Annotated in this window: 18 protein-coding genes; 6 read left to right on the top strand and 12 right to left on the bottom strand. The window is 69.7% G+C overall.

Features of this window, described 5'->3' with window-relative positions; translation table 11 throughout:
- Positions 1-60: 60 nt before the first annotated feature.
- The gene (locus tag AKH00_RS16270) at positions 61-711 is read left to right on the top strand and encodes a pentapeptide repeat-containing protein (protein WP_050723818.1); all 651 of its coding nucleotides are present in this window, start codon (positions 61-63) and stop codon (positions 709-711) included.
- A gap of 10 nt (positions 712-721) precedes the next feature.
- Here the strand turns inward: AKH00_RS16270 and AKH00_RS16265 are convergent, their stop codons facing one another.
- The 4 genes from AKH00_RS16265 to AKH00_RS16250 are packed head-to-tail and all read right to left on the bottom strand — an operon-like array spanning position 722 to position 5,624.
- On the bottom strand, positions 722-2,233 hold the full coding sequence (locus AKH00_RS16265; RefSeq protein WP_050723817.1) for a dipeptide ABC transporter ATP-binding protein: 1,512 nt from the start codon (positions 2,231-2,233) through the stop codon (positions 722-724).
- Positions 2,230-3,042, bottom strand: coding sequence for an ABC transporter permease (locus AKH00_RS16260; RefSeq protein ID WP_050723816.1), 813 nt, complete (start codon positions 3,040-3,042; stop codon positions 2,230-2,232). Before AKH00_RS16260 ends, AKH00_RS16265 begins: the two co-directional genes overlap by 4 nt.
- On the bottom strand, positions 3,039-3,980 hold the full coding sequence (locus tag AKH00_RS16255; protein ID WP_050723815.1) for an ABC transporter permease: 942 nt from the start codon (positions 3,978-3,980) through the stop codon (positions 3,039-3,041). Before AKH00_RS16255 ends, AKH00_RS16260 begins: the two co-directional genes overlap by 4 nt.
- A gap of 33 nt (positions 3,981-4,013) precedes the next feature.
- Positions 4,014-5,624: an ABC transporter substrate-binding protein gene (locus tag AKH00_RS16250; RefSeq protein ID WP_050723814.1), complete on the bottom strand. Its 1,611-nt coding sequence runs from the start codon at positions 5,622-5,624 to the stop codon at positions 4,014-4,016.
- Between the two features lie 179 nt (positions 5,625-5,803).
- Between AKH00_RS16250 and valS the strand changes: the two genes are divergently transcribed.
- Together valS and AKH00_RS16240 are read left to right on the top strand one after the other, a co-directional pair.
- Entirely contained in the window at positions 5,804-8,413 is a 2,610-nt protein-coding gene (valS, locus tag AKH00_RS16245; RefSeq protein WP_050723813.1) for a valine--tRNA ligase, read from the top strand.
- Entirely contained in the window at positions 8,413-8,628 is a 216-nt protein-coding gene (locus tag AKH00_RS16240) for a hypothetical protein (RefSeq protein ID WP_050723873.1), read from the top strand. Before valS ends, AKH00_RS16240 begins: the two co-directional genes overlap by 1 nt.
- Here AKH00_RS16240 and AKH00_RS16235 read toward each other — a convergent pair.
- From AKH00_RS16235 to tdh, 4 genes are all read right to left on the bottom strand, one after another.
- Positions 8,625-8,843 (bottom strand): hypothetical protein, encoded by a 219-nt coding sequence (locus tag AKH00_RS16235; protein ID WP_050723812.1) that lies wholly within the window; start codon positions 8,841-8,843, stop codon positions 8,625-8,627. The genes AKH00_RS16240 and AKH00_RS16235 overlap by 4 nt on opposite strands.
- Positions 8,840-9,436, bottom strand: coding sequence for an ArsR/SmtB family transcription factor (locus AKH00_RS16230; protein ID WP_050723811.1), 597 nt, complete (start codon positions 9,434-9,436; stop codon positions 8,840-8,842). The genes AKH00_RS16235 and AKH00_RS16230 overlap by 4 nt, the downstream gene beginning before the upstream one ends.
- Positions 9,437-9,511: 75 nt before the next feature.
- Positions 9,512-10,690, bottom strand: a complete 1,179-nt coding sequence (locus AKH00_RS16225; RefSeq protein WP_050723810.1) for a glycine C-acetyltransferase — start codon at positions 10,688-10,690, stop codon at positions 9,512-9,514.
- Complete coding sequence (tdh, locus tag AKH00_RS16220; protein ID WP_050723809.1) at positions 10,690-11,733, bottom strand: L-threonine 3-dehydrogenase; 1,044 nt, start codon at positions 11,731-11,733, stop codon at positions 10,690-10,692. Before tdh ends, AKH00_RS16225 begins: the two co-directional genes overlap by 1 nt.
- Positions 11,734-11,814: 81 nt before the next feature.
- Between tdh and AKH00_RS16215 the strand changes: the two genes are divergently transcribed.
- The 3 genes from AKH00_RS16215 to AKH00_RS16205 are packed head-to-tail and all read left to right on the top strand — an operon-like array spanning position 11,815 to position 15,381.
- Positions 11,815-12,723, top strand: coding sequence for a LysR family transcriptional regulator (locus AKH00_RS16215; RefSeq protein WP_050723808.1), 909 nt, complete (start codon positions 11,815-11,817; stop codon positions 12,721-12,723).
- Complete coding sequence (locus AKH00_RS16210; protein WP_050723807.1) at positions 12,720-14,771, top strand: M3 family metallopeptidase; 2,052 nt, start codon at positions 12,720-12,722, stop codon at positions 14,769-14,771. The genes AKH00_RS16215 and AKH00_RS16210 overlap by 4 nt, the downstream gene beginning before the upstream one ends.
- On the top strand, positions 14,764-15,381 hold the full coding sequence (locus tag AKH00_RS16205) for a class I SAM-dependent methyltransferase (RefSeq protein ID WP_050723806.1): 618 nt from the start codon (positions 14,764-14,766) through the stop codon (positions 15,379-15,381). The genes AKH00_RS16210 and AKH00_RS16205 overlap by 8 nt, the downstream gene beginning before the upstream one ends.
- A gap of 252 nt (positions 15,382-15,633) precedes the next feature.
- Here AKH00_RS16205 and AKH00_RS16195 read toward each other — a convergent pair whose 3' ends face one another.
- The 4 genes from AKH00_RS16195 to AKH00_RS16180 all read right to left on the bottom strand — a co-directional run bounded on the left by AKH00_RS16195 (position 15,634) and on the right by AKH00_RS16180 (position 19,959).
- Positions 15,634-16,188, bottom strand: a complete 555-nt coding sequence (locus tag AKH00_RS16195) for an NUDIX hydrolase (RefSeq protein ID WP_050723804.1) — start codon at positions 16,186-16,188, stop codon at positions 15,634-15,636.
- 2 nt (positions 16,189-16,190) lie between these two features.
- Positions 16,191-17,459 carry an ATP-dependent Clp protease ATP-binding subunit ClpX gene (gene clpX / locus AKH00_RS16190; RefSeq protein ID WP_050723803.1) on the bottom strand — a complete coding sequence of 423 codons (1,269 nt, stop codon included), beginning with the start codon at positions 17,457-17,459 and terminating at the stop codon, positions 16,191-16,193.
- Positions 17,460-17,668: 209 nt separating this feature from the next.
- Complete coding sequence (locus AKH00_RS16185; protein WP_050723802.1) at positions 17,669-18,520, bottom strand: aldehyde dehydrogenase family protein; 852 nt, start codon at positions 18,518-18,520, stop codon at positions 17,669-17,671.
- Positions 18,517-19,959 (bottom strand): aldehyde dehydrogenase family protein, encoded by a 1,443-nt coding sequence (locus AKH00_RS16180; protein ID WP_050723801.1) that lies wholly within the window; start codon positions 19,957-19,959, stop codon positions 18,517-18,519. The genes AKH00_RS16185 and AKH00_RS16180 overlap by 4 nt, the downstream gene beginning before the upstream one ends.
- Positions 19,960-19,965: the final 6 nt, after the last annotated feature.

The raw sequence follows: 19,965 nt of genomic DNA, 5'->3' as shown, positions 1-19,965 counted from the left end.
GACGGCGGCACGGGTACGAACCCGCGCCGCGGCGTCGGACCCCAGCCCTACGCTCGAGTCATGGCTCGTGCATCCGACTCTCTCGTCGCTCCCCGCGTCTCCCCTCCCGATCTGCCGCCGCGGCTCGAGCACGCACGTCCATCCCGCGGCGCCGACCTGCTGGCGGCGGAGCTCGACCTCCACGGCACGGCCGATCTGGCGCACGCCTCTCTCGAGCAGTGCGCGATCGCGGCGGATGCCGACGCGGTCGACCTCGTCGGGGCGACGCTGATCGACGTCGAGCTCGTGGATGCGCGGATCGCCTCGCTGCGGGTGCGCGACGCGAACCTCCGCCGCGTCCGCGTCACGGGAGGCCGGCTCGGCACTCTCGACCTCAGCGGAGCGCGCATCGACGAACTCGAGCTGCGGGGCGTGCGCATCGACTACCTGAACCTCGGCGGCGCGAAGGCGACGGATGTCGAGATCGCCGACTGCGCCATCCGCACGCTGGACATGCCCCAGGCCGAGTTGACCCGGGTGCGATTCGCGGACACCCGCACAGACGAGGTCGATCCGCGTGGGCTGCGAGCCGCGCACGTCGATCTGCGCGGACTCGACGCCGGCGCGTTCCTGGACGCGAACAGCCTGCGCGGCACCACGCTCTCCTCGTTCCAGGTTCAGCTGCTGGCGCCCGTGCTCGCCGCAGGCATCGGCATCCACGTGCTCGACTGAGAACGCGCACTCAGCGCGCCGTGGGGCCGCTCGCCTCCAGGAGCTCGCGGGTGAACGGATGCTGCGGTGCGGCGAACACCGAGTCCACCGCGCCCTTCTCGACGATCGCGCCGTCCTGCATCACGATGACCTCGTCGGCGACCGCGCCGACCACGTCGAGGTCGTGCGACACGAACACCATCGTGAGGCGGCGCTCGCGCTGCAGGCGGAGAAGCAGTCGGAGTACCCTCTCGCGCACCGAGGGATCGAGCGCCGACACGGGCTCGTCGAGCACGAGGATCTCGGGTTCGGCGGCGAGGGCCCGGGCGATCGCCGCGCGCTGACGCTGACCGCCGGAGAGCGCGATCGGTCGGCGTGCGGCGAGCGCGGGGTCGAGGTCGACCTCCCGCAGCAGCTCCGCGATGCGTGCGGCGCGCTGCGCACGCGGCACTCCTCCCGCCGCGAGGGCCTCGCGCAGAGAGCGTCCGACGGTCCAGCGCGGGTCGAAGGCTCCGAGCGGGTTCTGGTGCACGAGCTGCACCCGCCGCCGCCCGCCCGTCCAGCGCAGAGCACCCTCGTCGGGCGCCTCCACCCCGACGATCATGCGCGCGAGGGTGGTCTTCCCCGATCCGGACTCCCCCACCACTCCCAGGGTCCTGCCCTGTGGCACGGTGAACGACGCGTCCGACACCGCGACGAGATCTCCGTAGCGTCGGGTCGCTCCCGCGACGACGAGCACCGGCTCCGCAGCGGCCGTCTGCGGCTCGCGCGGCTCGTGGATCGTGGCGGCGATCAGCTGGCGCGTGTAGTCGTGCTGAGGTGCCTCGAGCACGTCCTCGACCGGCCCGGACTCGACGACGACTCCGTCGCGCATCACGATCACGCGGTCGGCGATGCGACGCACCGCGGCGAAGTCATGGCTGATGAAGACGACAGCCGTGCCGGCGTCCGCGATGTCCCGCAGCAGTGCGAGGATGCGCGCCTGCACCGTGGCGTCGAGCGCGGTCGTCGGCTCATCGGCCACGAGCACCGCGGGTTCGCCGGCGAGCGCCGAGGCGATGAGGGCCCGCTGGCGGAGCCCGCCGGACAGCTCGTGCGGGTACTGCCGCTCGCGACGATCGGCGTCGGGCATCCACACCCGCCGCAGCAGTTCGCGCACCCGTTCCTGCACGGCAGGCCGACCGGTCACGGTGCCGTGCAGGTGCAACGGCTCGGCGACAGCCGCCCCCACGCGCTGCAGCGGGTCGAGGGAGACGAGCGCGTCCTGCTCCACCAGGGCGATCCGACGACCCCGCAGCGCACGCCATTTTCGCTCGCTGAGCCCTCGGGCGTCAGCGCCGTCGACGAGGAGGCGCGCGAGCCGCACGCGCGCATCCGACGGTGTGAGTCCCAGGAGCGCACGTGCGGTGAGGGTCTTGCCTGCGCCCGACTCCCCCACGATCGCGACGCACTCTCCACGGTCGACGTGCAGCGAGACGCCGTCGACGACCGGTTCGCCTCCGAAGTCGATGCGGAGGTCGTCGAGCTCGAGCGCGGCGGTCATGCGCGCCGTCCTTCCGCACGAGCGCGCAGCACGCGCCCGACGATCGTCGCGGCGATGACCGTCACGGTGATCGCGATGCCGGGGAAGACGGCGATCCACCACGCCTGACCGAGCACGTTGCGCCCGCCCGCGAGCATCAGCCCCCACTCGGGAGTGGGCTCCGAGGGACCGAGACCGAGGAAGCTCAGCCCTGCGGCCGCGAGGATGCTGGAGCCGACGCCGATCGTCGCGAGCACGCTGAGAGATCCGAGCACGCCGGGCACCACGTGTCGGACGAACGCCTGCGCGGGCGGGACACCGAGGATGCGGGCGGCCTCGACGTGCTCGGCGACGCGCAGCGTGCGGGTCTGCACCCGGGCGAGCCGCACGTACACGGGCGCGGCGGCGAGAGTGACGGCGATCGCGATGTTCACGGGGCCAGGGCCGAGCACGGCGACGACGACGAGCGCGACGAGGAACTCGGGGAACGCCATGAGCACGTCGTTCACCCGCATGAGGGCGGTGTCGACCGGACGCGGTGCGAGCCCGGCCAGTGCACCGACGATCAGACCGGCGATGAGCGCGATCCCGGTCGCGAGCAGGCCGATGCCGATCGACCTCCCCGCGCCGAACACGACTCGCGAGTACACGTCCCGGCCGCTCTGATCCGTGCCGAACAGGTGCTCCCCGCTGGGCGGCAGCAGCGCCGAGCGCACGTCGGTCTGCAGCGGGTCGTGCGTCGCGAGCATCCCGGGGAACACGGCGACCACGGCGAGGACCGCGAGCACCCCCACGGCGATCCACAGCAGCACGCTCTGCCCGCGCCTCACCGGACACCTCCGCGCGTACCGCGCAGGCGCGGGTCCAGTAGCGGATGCACGAGCTCGACGACCAGGTTCACGATCACGAACACGACCGCGCTGAGCAGGATGATGCCCGTGATGACCGGGAGGTCGCGGTTGCTGATGGCCGCGAGCGTCACGCGGCCGAGGCCTGCCCGCGCGAAGACGGTCTCCACGAGCACGGCACCACCGAGCACGGACCCCGTGAGGTAGGCGGCGAGGGTGAGCGCGCCGGAAGCGCCGTGACGGAGACCATGGCGCAGCGTGAACCACGACGGACTCGCGCCGCGGGCGCGGACCGTCTCGGCGAACGGCATCCGCTCCGCCTGGGCCAGTCCGTCGCGGAGCACCTGGCTGAGCAGGGCGGCGACCGGGAGCGCGAGCGTGATCGCGGGGAGCACGATCGTCGCCGGGTTGCGGGCCCCTGACACGGGGAACCATCCGAGACCGAACGCGAACACGCTCAGGAGGATCAGCCCGATCCAGAACACCGGCGACGACAGGATCACGAGCTCGATGCCCGCCGCGACCGTGCGCGCGGCCTGACTGCGCACGAGCAGCGCCACCGCGAGGGCGAGCACCACCGCGAGCAGCAGCGCGAGCGCGGCGAGCTGCAGCGTGGGGCCCAGCTGGCGTCCGATGACCTCCGTCACCGGCATCCGCAGCTGGTACGACTCGCCCAGGTCGCCGCGCGCGAGCTGCCCGATGAACGTCAGGTACTGCTCGAGCGGCGGCCGGTCGAGCCCGAGATCGGCGCGGATGCCGTCCTTCACAGCCTCGCTGACCTGGGCCTGCGGGCCGAGCATGACCGACACCGGATCGCCCGGGATCACACGGAACGCGAGGAACGCCAGAGTCGCCGCTCCCCAGAGCACCACCACGACGGATGCCGCGAGACCGGCGATGCGGATGAGCGCAGCCTTCACGTCGCGCTCCGCTCGCTCAACGACCGATCCTGATCAGTCGATGCTCACATCGTAGAACAGGGGCCGGCCGTACAGGTCGTACTCCAGGTCGCTGACCCGGTCGCCGACCGCGGTGATCGCGGAGGGCACGTACAGCGGCACGATCGCCTGATGCGTCGCGTTCCATTCCTGCAGCTGCGTGTACAGCTCGTCGCGCTGGGCCTGGTCGCTGGTCGCCACGGCCTGCTCGAGCAGCGTGTCGACGGCGGGGTCCGACACTTGGGAGGCGTTCTGGAAGCCGTCGGTGTGCAGGTGGTTGCGCAGCAGGTCGGGGTCGACGCCCGAGAAGCCCCAGTCGGTCAGGTCGAACGTCTTGGGACCGTACTGCTCGTTGTAGGCGCCGGGCTCGAGGACCTCGCGCACGACGTCGAAGCCGATCGCCTTGAGGTCGGATTGAATCGCGTTGGCGAGAGCCGCACGGTCGTCGGGGACAGGCGTATAGGCGATCCACCGCACGGACAGCGGCTGGCCGTCCTTCATGCGGATGCCGTCCGCGTCGCGCTCGGTCCACCCGGCCTCGTCCAGCAGGGCGTTGGCGGCCGCCGGATCGAACGGCCAGCTGTCCTCGAGCGTGGCATCATAGCCGGGCGTGGTCGGGCCGAGGATGGACCACGCGCGCGGGAACTGGTCGAAGAAGATCTCCTCCACCGCGGCGTCGACGTCGATGCCGCGCGCGAACGCCTGTCGCACCTTCTCGTCGGCGAACACGCCGAACTTCTCGTTCAGGTAGAGCGAGTACGGGAGGCCGGGGTATTCGACGGAGTCGACCGTCACGTCGTCGCCCAGGTCGCCCGCGAGGTTCGGCGGGATGTTGCTGGCGATGTCGGCCTCGCCGCTCTGGACCACTCCGGCGCGCACGGACGCCTCGGGCTGGATCTCGACGCGGAGAGTCTCGACCTTCGGCGCCGTCTCGCCGTGCGGGCCCCACGCGTAGTCGTCGTTGCGCGTGTACACGATCTCCTGGTCGGGCGTGTACACGGTGAGCTCGTAGGGCCCGGTGCCGACCGTGATGCCGGGGCCGCCGGCCTTCAGCTGATCCGCCGACTCGGCGAGCACCGCCGGCGAGTAGAAGCCGAGCTGCGGGGTGCTGGCCGCCTGCAGGAACGGGGCGTACGGCTGCGTGAACGACACCTTCACGGTGTGGTCGTCGATGACCTCGGTGCCCTCGTAGAAGTCCGCGCCGAGCATGCTCGCGGCCTGCGCCGATTCGGTCTCGGGGTCGACGATGCGGTCGAAGTTCGCCTTCACGGCGGCGGCGTCGAAGGGCTCCCCGTCCGTGAACGTCACGTCGTCCCGCAGTGTGAAGGTGTACTCCGTGCTGTCGGGCGACACCTCCCAGTCGGTCGCGAGCCACGGCGTGAAGGAGCCGTCCTCCTCCTGGAACACGAGGGAGTCGAGCACTGCCCGCTGCACCATTCCCGACACATCGAGCTGGCTCACCTGGGGGTCCATGTGCCCGGCCGCGAGATTCGCTCCCTCGATCGACCACACCAGCTCTCCGCCCTCGGCGTCGGAGGAGGATGCGGTGCAGGCGCTGAGCGCGAGCGCCGAGACGGCGGCGAGCGCCACGAGCGGGAGGATGCGGCGTGCGGGGTGTGCGGGCATGACTATTCCTCGGAAGAACGGGTCGGGATGAGGCCAGTCTAGAGCGGATTCTTGGACCGGGTCGATCTGCGACGGGATCGGTCCCCGGGCGTCCGCCGCGCGGCTCTCGGTACACTGGAGGCACAACCCACACTCAGGCACGCTCACACAGTGCCGCATACATCGCTCGAGGAGACCTCATGGCCGCGTCCGCACACTCTCAGATCCCTGACAAGCCCGCGTTGGAAGGCCTCGAAGCGAAGTGGGGCGAGTCCTGGTCCGAGCGGGGCACGTACCTGTTCGACCGCATCCGCGCCGCGCAGTCCGGCCGCGACGGCGTCTACTCGATCGACACGCCTCCGCCCACGGCATCCGGCAGCCTGCACATCGGCCACGTGTTCTCCTACACCCACACCGATGTCAAGGCGCGCTACGAGCGCATGCGCGGCAAGACCGTTTTCTACCCGATGGGCTGGGACGACAACGGCCTGCCGACCGAGCGTCGCGTGCAGAACTACTACGGCGTGCGCTGCGACCCGTCGCTCCCCTATGAGGCGGACTTCACTCCCCCGTTCGAGGGCGGTGACAACAAGTCGAGCCGTGCTGCGGACCAGAAGCCCATCAGCCGCCGCAACTTCATCGAACTGTGCGAGCGACTGACCGTCGAGGACGAGAAGCAGTTCGAGGCGCTGTTCCGCCAGCTGGGCCTCTCGGTCGACTGGACGCAGACCTACCGCACGATCTCCGACGACACGATCCGCCAGAGCCAGCTCGCCTTCCTCCGCAATCTCGAGCGCGGGGAGGCCTACCAGTCACTCGCACCCACCCTGTGGGACATCGACTTCCGTTCGGCGATCGCCCAGGCGGAGCTCGAGGATCGCGACCAGCAGGCCGCGTACCACACGATCGACTTCCCGTTCGCGGACGGGTCGGGCGCGATCACGATCGAGACCACCCGCCCGGAGCTGCTCCCCGCGTGCATCGCGATCGTGACGCACCCCGAGGGCCCGCACAAGCACCTGATCGGCACGAAGGTGAAGACGCCCTTCTTCGGCGCCGAGATCGAGATCCACGGCCACCACCTCGCCCAGCCCGACAAGGGCACGGGAGCCGCCATGGTCTGCACCTTCGGCGACGTGACCGACATCATCTGGTGGCGCGAGCTGCGCACGGCCGACGGCCGCGACCTGCCCAACATGACGACCATCGGCCTCGACGGTCGCTTCCTGCCGACCGCGCCGTCGATCGTGACGGACCCTGCGGCGATCGGCTGGTACCAGACCGAGCTCGCCGGCAAGACCGTGTTCTCGGCGCGCAAGGCCATCGTCGAGAAGCTGCAGGAGACCGGCGACATGACGGCCGTCGGCAAGCCCTTCAACCACGCCGTGAAGTTCTTCGAGAAGGGCGACCGCCCGCTCGAGATCGTGTCGACGCGTCAGTGGTACATCCGCAACGGCGCCCGCGACAGCGAGCTGCGCGACCAGCTGCTCGCGCACGGCTCCGAGCTGTCGTGGCACCCCGACTTCATGCGCGTGCGGTACGAGAACTGGGTGGGTGGCCTGACCGGTGACTGGCTGGTGTCCCGCCAGCGCTTCTTCGGCGTGCCGATCCCCCTCTGGTACGGCCTCGACGAGAACGGCGAGCGCGACTACGACCGCGTGCTCGCGCCCGACCACGCCGCCCTGCCGATCGACCCCACGACCGACGTGCCCGCGGGGTACACCGAGGACCAGCGCGGTGTGCCCGGCGGGTTCGACGCCGAGGCCGACATCCTCGACACCTGGGCGACGTCGTCGCTCACCCCGCAGCTCGCGGGCGGATGGCAGCGCGACGAGGAGCTGTGGTCCCTCACCGCCCCGTTCGACCTGCGCCCGCAGGGCCAGGACATCATCCGCACCTGGCTGTTCTCGACCATGCTGCGCTCGACGCTGGAAGACGGCCGGACTCCGTGGCGCAACGCCGCGATCTCCGGCTTCATCGTCGACCCCGACCGCAAGAAGATGTCGAAGTCCAAGGGCAACGTCGTGACTCCGGCCGATATCCTCGACGCCCACGGATCGGATGCCGTGCGCTACTGGGCGGCCTCGAGCCGTCTCGGCATGGATGCGGCCTTCGACCCGCAGAACCCCACGCAGGTGAAGATCGGCCGCCGTCTGGCCATCAAGGTCCTGAACGCGGCGAAGTTCGTGCTGTCGTTCCCCGTGCCCGAGGGCGCGCAGGTCACGCACGCGCTCGACGCGTCGATGCTCACCGCCCTCGACGCCGTCGTGGTGGAGGCGACGAAGGCGTTCGAGAGCTACGACCAGGCCAAGGCGCTCGAGGTCACCGAGGCGTTCTTCTGGACGTTCTGCGACGACTACCTCGAACTCGTCAAGGAGCGCGCCTACGACCAGACGAACGTGGGCCAGGCCTCGGCCGCACTCGCCCTGCGCCTGGCGCTGTCGACGTTGCTGCGTCTGCTCGCCCCGGTGATCTCGTTCGCGACCGAAGAGGTGTGGTCGTGGTTCGAGGAGGGCTCCGTGCACACCGCGTCGTGGCCCGAGCCGCTGTCGATCGAGGGAGACACCGCGGTCCTCGCCGTGGCCAGCGAGGCCCTGATCGGCATCCGTCGCGCCAAGACCGAGGCCAAGGCCTCCCAGAAGACGCCGGTCTCGCACGCCACGATCGCCGCACCCGCCGGAAAGCTCGACGCGCTGCGCGCCGCAGCCGACGACCTGCGTGCCGTGGGACGGATCGCCGAACTCGAGTTCGTCGAGGCGGAGGACTTCGCCGTGACGGAGATCGTGCTCGCTCCGGTCGAGGAGGCATGATGCAGCTGGGTACGCGCTGGGCGACGGGTTCGGCCGCACCGGCATCCGTCCCGGCGGCGCTGCGACCGGCGATCGCCGAGGTCGAGGGCCGGGGATTGGTCGGCCATTGGACGCTGACCTGGCTCGAAGGCCGGGCGATCGCCGAGCTCGACGCCGGCTGGGAGGTCGTGCAGACGGCCTCCGGCGAGGTCGTCGCCCGCCCCTTCGAGGACTAGCGGCGCGGAACGCCCATCTGCGCGAGCAGGTGCTCGACGGCACGCGGGTCCTGCCTGCGCGCCTGCTGCTCGCGGAGCAGATCGTTGGCGATCTCGCGCCGCTCGGCGCGAGCCGCGATCCGGCGCTCCACGAAGGCCGTCAGATGCGTCGCGACGTTCAGCAGTCGGCGCTCGACGAGGGTCGGGGCCGCGAGGTGGAGCGCTGCACTGGTCATGATTCCTCCGTACGTGCGTCGGTGGGCAGATCGAAGAGCTCGGCGCGCAGGGACACACGCCGCACATCGGGACCGGACTGTCCCTGGTACCGCTCGACCACGCGGTCCACGACCTCGGTGAGTTCGGCCTTGAGCTCGGCCATCTGCTCGACCGTGAGGTCGAGGTAGGTCGTCATGACGATGCCCGCGTCGCGCCATTCCTCCGGGATCTCCGACTCGGCGCGATTGAGGTAGGCCATCAGGGTCTCGTGCCGCAGACGGAAGAACTCGGCGGTGACGATCTGCGCCGACGCCCTGTTCGAGGGCGTCATGCTGTCGTCGGGTCCGGGCAGGTCGATCCGCCCCTTGGGGCGCTCCCACCAGCGCTCGCGCGCCGTCCCCCGCCCCTCGACCTCGCGGATGAGGTCGTGCGCCGCGAGGGCGCGCAGGTGGTAGCTCATCGACCCGGAGGTCTCGCCGACCAGTGCAGCGAGCGTGCTCGCGGTCTGCGGGCCTCGCTCGCTGAGCAGGTCGAAGATGCGCACGCGCAGCGGGTGCGCGAGCGCCTTGAGCGCTCCGGCATCCAGGCTGCGGGACTCGCGTGTGTTCGTCATGCATGCAAAGATACTCTTGCAAACGTTTCTTTGCAAGTTTTTCTTTGCAAAGACTTCTCTGTACTCCCGGGGTCTTCAGGAGACAGCAGCGCGCGCGGCCACGAACGCCGCCACGCACCGCTCGACCTGCTCGGGCGTATGCGCCGCCGAGAGTTGCACCCGGATGCGCGCGAGCCCGCGCGGCACGACGGGGAAGCTGAACGCCGTGACATAGACGCCGTGCTTCTGCATCTCGCTCGCGATCCTGGCCGTCACCGCGGCGTCGCCGAACATCACCGGCACGATCGGATGCTCTCCCGGAAGCAGCTCGAAGCCCTCGGCCGTCATGCGCTCGCGGAACAGCGCCGCGTTCTCACGCAGCCGCGCCCGCAGGTCGGCCGAACCCTCCACGAGATCGAGAGCAGTGAGCGTCCCCGCGACGATCGAGGGGGCCAGCGTGTTGGAGAACAGGTACGGGCGCGAACGCTGTCGCAGCAGCGCGACGATGTCGGCGTGCGAGGCCACGTATCCGCCGGACGCCCCGCCGAGGGCCTTCCCGAACGTCCCCGTGTAGATGTCCACGCGGTCGGCGACCCCGCACAGCTCGGGCGTCCCCCGTCCGTGCTCCCCCACGAAGCCCACGGCGTGCGAGTCGTCGACGAACACCAGGGCGTCGTAGCGCTCCGCCAGATCGCAGATCTCCGTGAGTGGCGCGATGTAGCCGTCCATCGAGAAGACACCGTCCGTCACCACCACGCGGAAGCGCGCATCGGAAGCCGCCTTCAGCTGCTCCTCCAGGTCGGCCATGTCACGGTTGCGGTACCGCAGCCGCCGCGCCTTGGAGAGCCGGATGCCGTCGATGATCGACGCGTGGTTCAGCTCGTCCGATATGATCGCGTCCTCCGCGCCGAAAAGCGTCTCGAAGACCCCGCCGTTGGCATCGAAGCACGAGGAGTAGAGGATCGCGTCATCCGTGCCGAGGAAGCCGGCGAGCCGACGCTCCAGCTCGAGGTGCTGCTCCTGGGTGCCGCAGATGAACCGCACGCTCGCGAGACCGTAGCCCCACTCGTCCAGCGCGCTCTTCGCGGAGTCCCTGATGCGCACGTCGTCCGCGAGGCCGAGGTAGTTGTTGGCGCAGAAGTTCAGAACCTCGGCGCCGTCGGCCGTGATCTCGGCACTCTGCGGTCCGCGGATGCCGCGCTCGCGTTTCGTCAGTCCGGCCTCCTCGATCCCGGCGAGCTCCGCGGCCACATGCGTCTGAAAAGTCCCGTACATCACAGCTCCGTCCAATCGAGGATGATCTTTCCCGTGCCGGCGGACTCCGCCGCCGCGAATCCGCGCTCCCACTCCCTCGCCGGGAGCACCCCCGCGATCACGCGGCCGATCGACGCGCGCAGCGTCGCGCTCGTCTGCAGCATCGCGCCCATCGCATTCCAGGTCTCGAACATCTCGCGCCCGTAGATCCCCTTGATGGTCAGCATGTGCGTCACGAGTTTGCCCCAGTCGATCTCGAACCCCGACGTCGGGAGTCCGAGCATCGCGATGCGTCCGCCGTGATTCATGTTGTCGATCATGGCGGGGAGCGCCGACGGAGCGCCGCTCATCTCGAAGCCGATGTCGAAGCCCTCCCGCATCCCGAGCACCCGCTGCGCCTCGCGCACTTCCCGCTGCGACACGTCCACGACCTGGTCGGCACCCATGAGCGTCGCCATCTCGAGCCGCGGCGCACTGACGTCCGTCGCCGTGATGAACCGCGCCCCGGCGTGACGGGCCACCGCGATCGCCATGAGGCCGATCGGACCGCAACCCGTCACGAGCACGTCCTCCCCCACGAGCGGGTACGTGAGCGCGGTGTGCACGGCGTTGCCGAGGGGGTCGAAGATCGCACCGAGCTCGGGACTGACGTCGGCATGGTGCACCCAGACGTTCGTCGCCGGCAGGGCGAGGAACTCGGCGAACGCGCCGTCACGCTGCAGCCCGAGTCCGATCGTGCGGATGCACATCTGCCGTCGGCCGGCCCGGCAGTTTCGACAGGTCCCGCACACGATGTGACCCTCACCCGAGACCCTGTCACCCACGGAGATGTCGTGCACGAGGGGGCCGACCTCGACGACCTCGCCGTAGAACTCGTGGCCGGGGATCAGGGGCGCGTCGATCGCGGACGCGGCCCACTCGTCCCACCGGCGGATGTGCAGGTCGGTGCCGCAGATGCCGGTGCGGAGCACGCGGATCACGACCTCGCCGGCGGCGGCGACCGGATCCGGCCGCTCGACCATTTCGAGTCCGGATGCGCGTTCGGCTTTGAACAGTGCCCTCATGCCTCGATCCCACCGCACATGACCATGTAGAACAAGGCCACCCTTCTGCACAGATGATGTAGACAAGGCTAATGTGTGGGAATGGAGATCCATCAGTTGCAGATCCTGCGCGAACTCGGCGCGCTGGGCAGCGTGGCTGCCGTCGCTGACACCCTCGGCGTGACCCCTTCGGCCGTATCGCAGCAACTGTCCGCACTGCAGCGCGGGTTCCGCACCCCGCTCACCCGCAAGGACGGTCGCCGCCTCGCTCTCACCGCCGCCGGCGAAGTGCTCGCCGCCGCCGGCGCCGAGGCGATCGACGCGGTCGCCGCCGCGCGGAGCGCGATCGACGACTTCGAGGGAACCGCATCGGCCGTGGTCACCATCAGCGGCTTCCACAGCGTCGGCCAGGCGCTGTTCGGCGAGCTGATCCGCGAGCTGTCCGTCTCGGAGGAGGCCCCGACCGTCCAGCTCACCGACGAAGATGTCGCCCAGAGCGAGTTCCCCGGCCTCACCGCGCGGTACGACCTCGTGCTGGCGCATCGCATGGAGCACTCGACGCCCTGGCCGACGCAAGGAGTGCGCAGCCTCACGCTCGCGAAGGAACCGCTCGACGTCGCCGTCGCCCGCACGCATCCGCTCGCGTCGAGGTCGCGGGTGACCCCGGCCGACGTCGTCAACGGGCCGTGGGTCACGAGCCGGACCGGATACTCCCCCGACGACGTGCTCGGCGCGGTCGCGGCGGTCGCCGGGCGACCGGTGGAGATCCGGCACCGCATCAACGACTACGGCGCGGTCGCCGCGATCGTGGCCGGCGGGGACGTCATCGGGATGCTGCCGCGCTACACCTCGCGCACGGTCGACGACGACGAGATCGTGCGGCTGCCGCTGCGCGGAGTCTCGACTCACCGCCTCATCGACGTGCTCGCCCGACCCGAGAACCTGCGCCGCCGCTCCGTGCGCCTCGTCATCGACGCTCTCGGACGCGTGATGGCTAGGCTCAGGGGATGACCGACGACACCAATCCGCTGCTCCAGCCGTCGACGCTCCCCTACGGACTCCCCGACTACTCCCGCATCCGCCCCGAGCACTATCTGCCCGCGTTCCGGACCGCGTTCGAGGAGCACCGCTCGGAGATCTCGCGTATCACGATGGTGCGGTCGATGCCGACGTTCGAGAACACGATCGAGGCGCTCGAGCGCTCCGGCGCGCTGCTCGACCGGGTCTCCCACGCGTTCTACACCGTGAGCTCGGCCGACGCGACACCTGAGATCCAGGCGATCGACGAAGAGCTGGCACCGCTCATGGCCGCCCATCAGGATGCCGTGACGCTCGACGGCGCGCTGTACTGGCGGGTGCAGCAGGTGCACGCTCAGCTCGCCGATCTCGACCTGGATGCCGAGCAGCGCTACCTCGTCGAACGGCACCACCGCGAGATGACCCATGCGGGAGCGGCCCTCGACGACGAGGCGAAGGCCCACCTCACGCTCCTGAACCAGCAGCTGTCCACGCTGAGCACGACGTTCGAACGGAACCTGCTGAACGACACGAACGACCTCGCCGTCGTGTTCGACTCGCCCGAAGAGCTCGCCGGTCTCGGCACGGGAGAGCTCTCGGCCGCCGCCCGCGCCGCGCAGGAGCGCGGACTCGACGGGCGCTACCTCGTCACCCTCCCGCTGTTCACGGGACACCCGTACCTCGCGCAGTTGAGCGACCGCGAATCACGGCGACGCATCATGCAGGCATCGCGCAGCCGCGCCTCCCGCGGAAACGCGAACGACAACCGCGCCGTCCTCGCCGACATCGTTCGGCTCCGCGCCGAGCGCGCCGCGCTGCTCGGCTACCCCTCGCACGCCGCGTACGTGACGGCCGACGAGACGGCGGGAACTCCCGAAGCGGTGGAGCGGATGCTGCGCCGACTGGCCGCGCCGGCCGCCCGGAACGCGGCGGTGGAGAAGGCAGCCCTGCAGGAGATCGTCGACGAAGTCGAGGCGGAGCCGTTCACGGTCGAGGCCCACGACTGGGCGTTCTACACCGAGAAGGTCCGCGCGGCGCGCTATGACATCGACACCGCGGCCCTCCGCCCCTGGTTCGAGGCGGAGCGGGTGCTGCAGGACGGCGTCTTCTCGGCGGCCACGCGGCTGTACGGCATCACGTTCTCCGAACGCCACGACCTCGTCGCCTATCATCCGGGCGCGCGGGTGTTCGAGGTGAGCAACGCTGACGGCTCGGCGCTCGGACTCTACGTGCTCGACCTCTACACGCGCGACTCCAAGCGCGGCGGCGCGTGGATGAACCCGATCGTCAGCCAGTCGAGGCTCCGCGGCACAGCGCCCGTGGTCGTGAACAACCTCAACGTGGCACAGCCCGGCGACGGGGAGCCGACCCTGCTCACCCTCGACGAGGTGACGACGCTGTTCCACGAGTTCGGGCACGCTCTGCACGGCCTGTTCGCCGTCGTGACCTACCCGCACTTCTCGGGCACGAACGTGTTCCGCGACTTCGTGGAGTTCCCGAGCCAGGTCAATGAGATGTGGATCCTGTGGCCCGAGGTGCTCGACGACTACGCGCGACACCACGTGACGGGCGAGCCGCTCGACCCCGCGATCGTCGAGAGACTCCGCGCCACCGAGACCTTCGACCAGGGACACGCGACGAGCGAGTACCTCGCCGCCGCGTGGCTCGACCAGGCCTGGCACCGGGTCGGCGTCGATGCGGAACCCGGCGACGTGGCAGCGTTCGAGGCTGCCGCGCTCTCCGACATCGGCCTCGACGAGCCGGCCGTGCCGACCCGATACTCCTCGGCGTACTTCGCCCACGTGTTCTCGGGCGGCTACAGCGCGGGCTACTACTCGTACATCTGGAGCGAGGTGCTCGACGCCGACACGGTCGAGTGGTTCCGTGAGAACGGCGGGCTCACCCGTGAGAACGGCGACCGCTTCCGCGAGAGGCTGCTGGGCGTGGGCGGCTCGAAGGATCCGCTCGAGGCCTACCGCGACTTCCGCGGCCGGGATGCCGAGATCGAGCCGCTCCTGAAACGGCGAGGACTCGATGCCTGACGACCGTCTGGCGCGGATCCGTCAGGCGTTCGACGCCCGCGCCGCGGACTACGACGAGAGCGAGATGCATCGTGACCTGGCCGCGACGGTCGCCGAACGCCTTGACCTCGATGGTGTCACGACGATGCTGGATGTCGCCACCGGGACCGGGCTGGTGCTGCGAGCCGTGGCTCGTCGCGACCCCGGAGTCCGTCGCCTCATCGGGGTGGACATCTCCCGCGAGATGCTGCGGGTGGCCCAGAGCGCGCTCCCCTCCGCGGACTGGTGGGAGGCCGATGCGACCGCACTCGACCTCGACGACGACTCGGTGGATCTCATCACCTGCGTGACTGCGCTGCACATCCTTCCCGATGTCCCGGCGGCGCTCCGGGAGTGGGCGAGGGTGCTCCGCCCCGCCGGACTCCTGGTGACGGCCAGCTTCAGCTCGGCGCACCTGACCGGCGTAGAACGCACGTCCCATCCATACCCCCGCGATCACGCGCCGTACGCGTCTCCGGGAGCGATCGCGACCACGTTCGCGGCGCAGGGTTTCGCGCTCGACACCTTCTGGGAGTGGACAGACGGTGTCGACACGGTGCTGATCGCGCAGTTCCGCCTCATGGCGGGCTGAGTCTGCACTGTCGTCACGCGACCCGGCGTACCTCGAGGGCCTCCTCGATCACGTCCTGACCGGCTCTCCGCACCCGAATCGCGCTGCGCGCCTGCCGCTCGCCCCACCGCATCGACGAGCGCGCCGTCGCGGAAGACCAACGCGGCGAAATCGACGATGTGATCGTCGATCGCGGAGCGCCCCCGTCGGACATCGAGAATCCACCGCCGCCGAGGGCGACGATCGTTTCTCGAGCCGCGGATTCCGTGTTCGTCATGGAGCGTGATCTTCCGTCGTCTCGCGATCGCGCCATTCCCTGGCCTTGTACCAGGTGAGCTGGTGGTAGCTCTGGCGCAGCTGCTCCCCGAGCGACTCGAAGGGCAGGATCTGCACGGCGACCGTCTCGTTCTCGTCGGGTGACGGGTCACCGACGCGACGGCATCCCCGCGCGAGGAAGTGATGCACGCGATTGGTGTGCGAGCCGAAGTTCGCCCAGGTCGCACCGAGGTCGATGAGCTCCTCGGCGGCGTAGCCGGTCTCCTCGCGCAGCTCTCGCGCAGCGGCGTCGTGCGGGTCCTCCCCTGCGGCGACACCGCCGCCGATAGTCCCGAGCGCGATGACGCCGGCTCCATGCCGGTACTCGTCGACGAGGATCGCGCGGCCGTCGGTATCGAGAGCAAGCACCGACACCCAGTCGCCGTACTCGAGCACGTAGTACGGGGCGATCGACCGGCCGTCGATCGTGCGGCAGTCGTCGGCACGGAGCCGCAACCAGCGATCGTCCACGAGGATCCGCCGGGAGACGACCTCCCACGGCTCGGGTCGCATGATCAGGCGCTCTTGCGCTTGCGCTCCATCACGATGGTCGGCGGCGCGCCCTCGTCGACGGCCGCACGGGTCACGATGACCTTCGCGACGTCCTCGGCGGAGGGGATCTCGAACATGATCGGTCCGAGCACGTCCTCGAGGATCGCGCGGAGACCGCGGGCACCGGTCTTGCGCTCGACGGCGAGGTCGGCGATGGATCGGAGCGCCTCGTCTTCGAACTCGAGCTCCACACCGTCGAGCTCGAACATCCGCTGATACTGCTTCACGAGCGCGTTGCGCGGACCGGTGAGGATGTCGATCAGTGCGTCCTGGTCGAGCGGCGAGACGTTCGTGACGACGGGGAGACGGCCGATAAACTCGGGGATCAGGCCGAACTTGTGCAGGTCCTCCGGCAGCACCTCGCTGAAGAGGTCGAGGTCCTTGCCCTTGTCGTGCAAGGGCGCGCCGAAGCCGATGCCGTGTTTGCCGACGCGGGCCGACACGATGTCTTCGAGACCGGCGAAGGCGCCGGCGACGATGAACAGGACGTTCGAGGTGTCGATCTGCAGGAACTCCTGGTGCGGGTGCTTGCGTCCGCCCTGCGGCGGCACGGAGGCGACCGTGCCCTCGATGATCTTCAGCAGGGCCTGCTGCACGCCTTCGCCCGACACGTCGCGCGTGATCGAGGGGTTCTCGGCCTTGCGGGCGATCTTGTCGACCTCGTCGATGTAGATGATGCCCTGCTCCGCACGCTTGACGTCGTAGTCCGCCGCCTGGATGAGCTTGAGGAGGATGTTCTCGACATCCTCGCCGACATAGCCGGCCTCGGTGAGCGCTGTGGCATCGGCGACCGCGAACGGCACGTTGAGTCGCTTGGCGAGTGTCTGCGCCAGGTAGGTCTTGCCGCAGCCGGTGGGACCGATCAGCAGGATGTTGCTCTTGGCGATCTCGACGCTCTCGGCCTTCTGCTCTGCGGGCTGCAGGGTGCCGTGCGCGCGGATGCGCTTGTAGTGGTTGTAGACCGCGACGGCCAGCGCGCGCTTGGCGGGCTCCTGTCCGACGACGTACTCCTCGAGGAACGTGAAGATCTCGCGGGGCTTGGGCAGCTCGAAGTCCGCGGTGCCCTCAGCGGACGATTCCGCCATGCGCTCTTCGATGATCTCGTTGCACAGCTCGACGCACTCGTCGCAGATGTACACACCGGGGCCAGCGATGAGCTGCTGCACCTGCTTCTGGCTCTTTCCGCAGAACGAGCACTTGAACAGGTCAGCGCTTTCACCGATACGGGCCATGCGCGTCCTCCTCGAGGGATCCAGAGATCGTCTACTGAGCCTAACCGGTGCGTCGGACAGCAGGGCGCATTGGCGCGGAAGCGTCCTGGACTCGCTCCCACCAGCATCCGCCCCGCGACGCCCCTGCCGATCGACGAAGCCCCTGCTCAGTCACGTGGATGAGCAGGGGCTTCGTAGCCCGGCAGGGGCGTCGGCGGCGTGAGCCGGGGTCAGACCATGCTCTTCGTGTGCCAGACGGTCTTGACCTCCGTGAAGGCCGCGATGCGCTCGGGCGAGGCCACGACCGCGCCGGGCGCGAGCACGCGCTTCAGCGTCTCGGCCGCGGCGATCTGCATGTCGATCCACTCCAGGTCACCGGCACCTGCGAGGTCGAGTGCGTTGACGTCCTGGTGGGAGGCCAGCCACGGGGCGATCTCCGCGGGCGAGCCGGTCAGCACGTTCACGACTCCCCCGGGCACGTCGCTCGTCGCGAGGACCTCGGCGAGGCTGATGGCGGAGAGCGGATGCCGCTCGCTGGCGACCACCACGACCGTGTTGCCCGCGACGAGCGCGGGCGCGACGACCGACACGAGGCCGAGCAGCGCGGAGTCCTGCGGCGCGACGATCGCGACGACTCCGGTGGGCTCGGGCACCGAGATGTTGAAGTACGGACCCGACACCGGGTTCGCGTTGCCCGCGACCTGCGCGTACTTGTCGCACCATCCGGCGTACCAGACCCACAGGTCGATCGCATCGTCGACCTGTGCGGCGGCGGCAGATGCCGACACGCCCTCCTGCGCCGAGATCTCGTCGATGAACTGCGCGCGGCGCCCCTCGAGCACCTCGGCGACGCGGTACAGCACCTGGCCGCGGTTGTACGCGGTCGCCCCCGACCAGCCCTTGACGGCGGAGCGTGCCGCGACGACGGCATCCCTCGCGTCCTTGCGCGACCCCTGGGCCGCGTTCGCGAGGAACGCTCCCTTCGCCGACAGCACCTCGTAGGTGCGCCCGGACTCGCTGCGCGGGAAGGCGCCGCCGATCGCGAGCTTGTACGTCTTCGGAACGCTGAGTCGCTTGCTCATGCTGCGGCTCCCTTCAGGTACGCGGTGAGACCCTGACGTCCGCCCTCGCGGCCGTATCCGGACTCCTTGTAGCCGCCGAACGGGCTCGACGGGTCGAAACGGTTGAACGTGTTCGCCCACACCACTCCCGCGCGCAGCCGGTCGGCGACCGCGAGGATGCGCGACCCCTTGTCCGACCAGATGCCGGCCGACAGGCCGTACGGGGTGTTGTTGGCCTTGGCGATCGCCTCGGCCGGTGTGCGGAACGTGAGCACCGACAGCACGGGGCCGAACACCTCGTCGCGGGCGATCCGGTGCGAGGCCTCGACGCCGGTGAAGATCGTCGGAGCGAACCAGAAGCCCTTCTCGGGGATCGCGCAGTCCGCCGTCCAGCGCTCCGCGCCCTCGGCCTCGCCGATGTCGCTGAGCTCGCGGATGCGGGCGAGCTGGGCGGCCGAGTTGATCGCGCCGATGTCGGTGTTCTTGTCGAGCGGGTCGCCCAGGCGCAGTGTCGAGAGGCGGTTCTTGAGCCGGTCGATGACCTCGTCGTGGATCGACTCCTGCACGAGCAGGCGGCTGCCGGCGCAGCACACGTGCCCCTGGTTGAAGAAGATGCCGTTCACGATGCCCTCGACGGCCTGGTCGATGGGCGCGTCGTCGAACACGATGTTCGCGGCCTTGCCGCCGAGCTCCAGCGTGAGCTTCTTGTTCGTTCCGGCGACCGCACGGGCGATGTCGCGGCCCACGCCGGTCGAGCCGGTGAACGCGACCTTGTCGACGTCGGGGTGGCGCACGAGCGCCGCGCCCGTCGGCCCCGCGCCGGTGACGATGTTGACGACGCCGGCGGGGAGGTCTGCCTGCTGCAGGATCTCCGCGAAGATCAGCGCCGTGAGAGGCGTGGTCTCGGCGGGCTTGAGCACGACCGTGTTGCCCGCGGCAAGGGCCGGGGCGAGCTTCCACGCGAGCATGAGCAGCGGAAAGTTCCACGGGATGACCTGCCCGGCCACGCCGAGCGCACGGGGGTTCGCGCCGAGTCCCGCGTAGTCGAGCTTGTCGGCCCAGCCCGCGTAGTAGAAGAACCAGGAGGCGACGAGCGGCACGTCGACGTCGCGGCTCTCCTTGATCGGCTTGCCGTTGTCGAGGCTCTCGGCCACGGCGAGCTCGCGAGCGCGCTCCTGCACGAGACGAGCGATGCGGAAGAGGTACTTGCCGCGGTCGCGGCCGCTCATCTTCGACCAGGTCTTGTCGTAGGCGCGGCGTGCGGCGGCGACGGCGCGGTCGACGTCCTCGTCGCTCGCCGAGGCGATCTCGGCGATGCGGCTCTCGTCCGCGGGCGAGATGGTGACGAAGCTCGAGCCCGAGCCGTCGACGAACTCCCCGTCGATGAACAGGCCGTAGCTGTCCTTGAGGTGCAGGACCGCTTTGGACTCCGGGGCCGGAGCGTATTCCAGGAATGACATGTGCGG

The organism is Microbacterium sp. GCS4, assembly GCF_001262495.1.
Lineage (GTDB): Bacteria > Actinomycetota > Actinomycetes > Actinomycetales > Microbacteriaceae > Microbacterium.
The sequence above is the reverse complement of the archived record's forward strand: the minus strand, read 5'-3'. Positions and strand labels throughout refer to the sequence as shown.

What these genes read in the sequence shown, in the direction of transcription:
- AKH00_RS16240 (WP_050723873.1), top strand. Translation starts at nt 8,413, where the DNA reads ATGCAGCTGGGTACGCGCTGGGCGACGGGTTCGGCCGCACCGGCATCC.
- AKH00_RS16265 (WP_050723817.1), bottom strand. Translation starts at nt 2,233, where the DNA reads ATGACCGCCGCGCTCGAGCTCGACGACCTCCGCATCGACTTCGGAGGC.
- AKH00_RS16180 (WP_050723801.1), bottom strand. Translation starts at nt 19,959, where the DNA reads ATGTCATTCCTGGAATACGCTCCGGCCCCGGAGTCCAAAGCGGTCCTG.
- valS (WP_050723813.1), top strand. Translation starts at nt 5,804, where the DNA reads ATGGCCGCGTCCGCACACTCTCAGATCCCTGACAAGCCCGCGTTGGAA.
- AKH00_RS16225 (WP_050723810.1), bottom strand. Translation starts at nt 10,690, where the DNA reads ATGTACGGGACTTTTCAGACGCATGTGGCCGCGGAGCTCGCCGGGATC.
- AKH00_RS16185 (WP_050723802.1), bottom strand. Translation starts at nt 18,520, where the DNA reads ATGAGCAAGCGACTCAGCGTTCCGAAGACGTACAAGCTCGCGATCGGC.
- AKH00_RS16230 (WP_050723811.1), bottom strand. Translation starts at nt 9,436, where the DNA reads ATGACGAACACACGCGAGTCCCGCAGCCTGGATGCCGGAGCGCTCAAG.
- AKH00_RS16250 (WP_050723814.1), bottom strand. Translation starts at nt 5,624, where the DNA reads ATGCCCGCACACCCCGCACGCCGCATCCTCCCGCTCGTGGCGCTCGCC.
- AKH00_RS16215 (WP_050723808.1), top strand. Translation starts at nt 11,815, where the DNA reads ATGGAGATCCATCAGTTGCAGATCCTGCGCGAACTCGGCGCGCTGGGC.
- AKH00_RS16235 (WP_050723812.1), bottom strand. Translation starts at nt 8,843, where the DNA reads ATGACCAGTGCAGCGCTCCACCTCGCGGCCCCGACCCTCGTCGAGCGC.
- tdh (WP_050723809.1), bottom strand. Translation starts at nt 11,733, where the DNA reads ATGAGGGCACTGTTCAAAGCCGAACGCGCATCCGGACTCGAAATGGTC.
- AKH00_RS16195 (WP_050723804.1), bottom strand. Translation starts at nt 16,188, where the DNA reads ATGCGACCCGAGCCGTGGGAGGTCGTCTCCCGGCGGATCCTCGTGGAC.
- AKH00_RS16270 (WP_050723818.1), top strand. Translation starts at nt 61, where the DNA reads ATGGCTCGTGCATCCGACTCTCTCGTCGCTCCCCGCGTCTCCCCTCCC.
- AKH00_RS16205 (WP_050723806.1), top strand. Translation starts at nt 14,764, where the DNA reads ATGCCTGACGACCGTCTGGCGCGGATCCGTCAGGCGTTCGACGCCCGC.
- clpX (WP_050723803.1), bottom strand. Translation starts at nt 17,459, where the DNA reads ATGGCCCGTATCGGTGAAAGCGCTGACCTGTTCAAGTGCTCGTTCTGC.
- AKH00_RS16210 (WP_050723807.1), top strand. Translation starts at nt 12,720, where the DNA reads ATGACCGACGACACCAATCCGCTGCTCCAGCCGTCGACGCTCCCCTAC.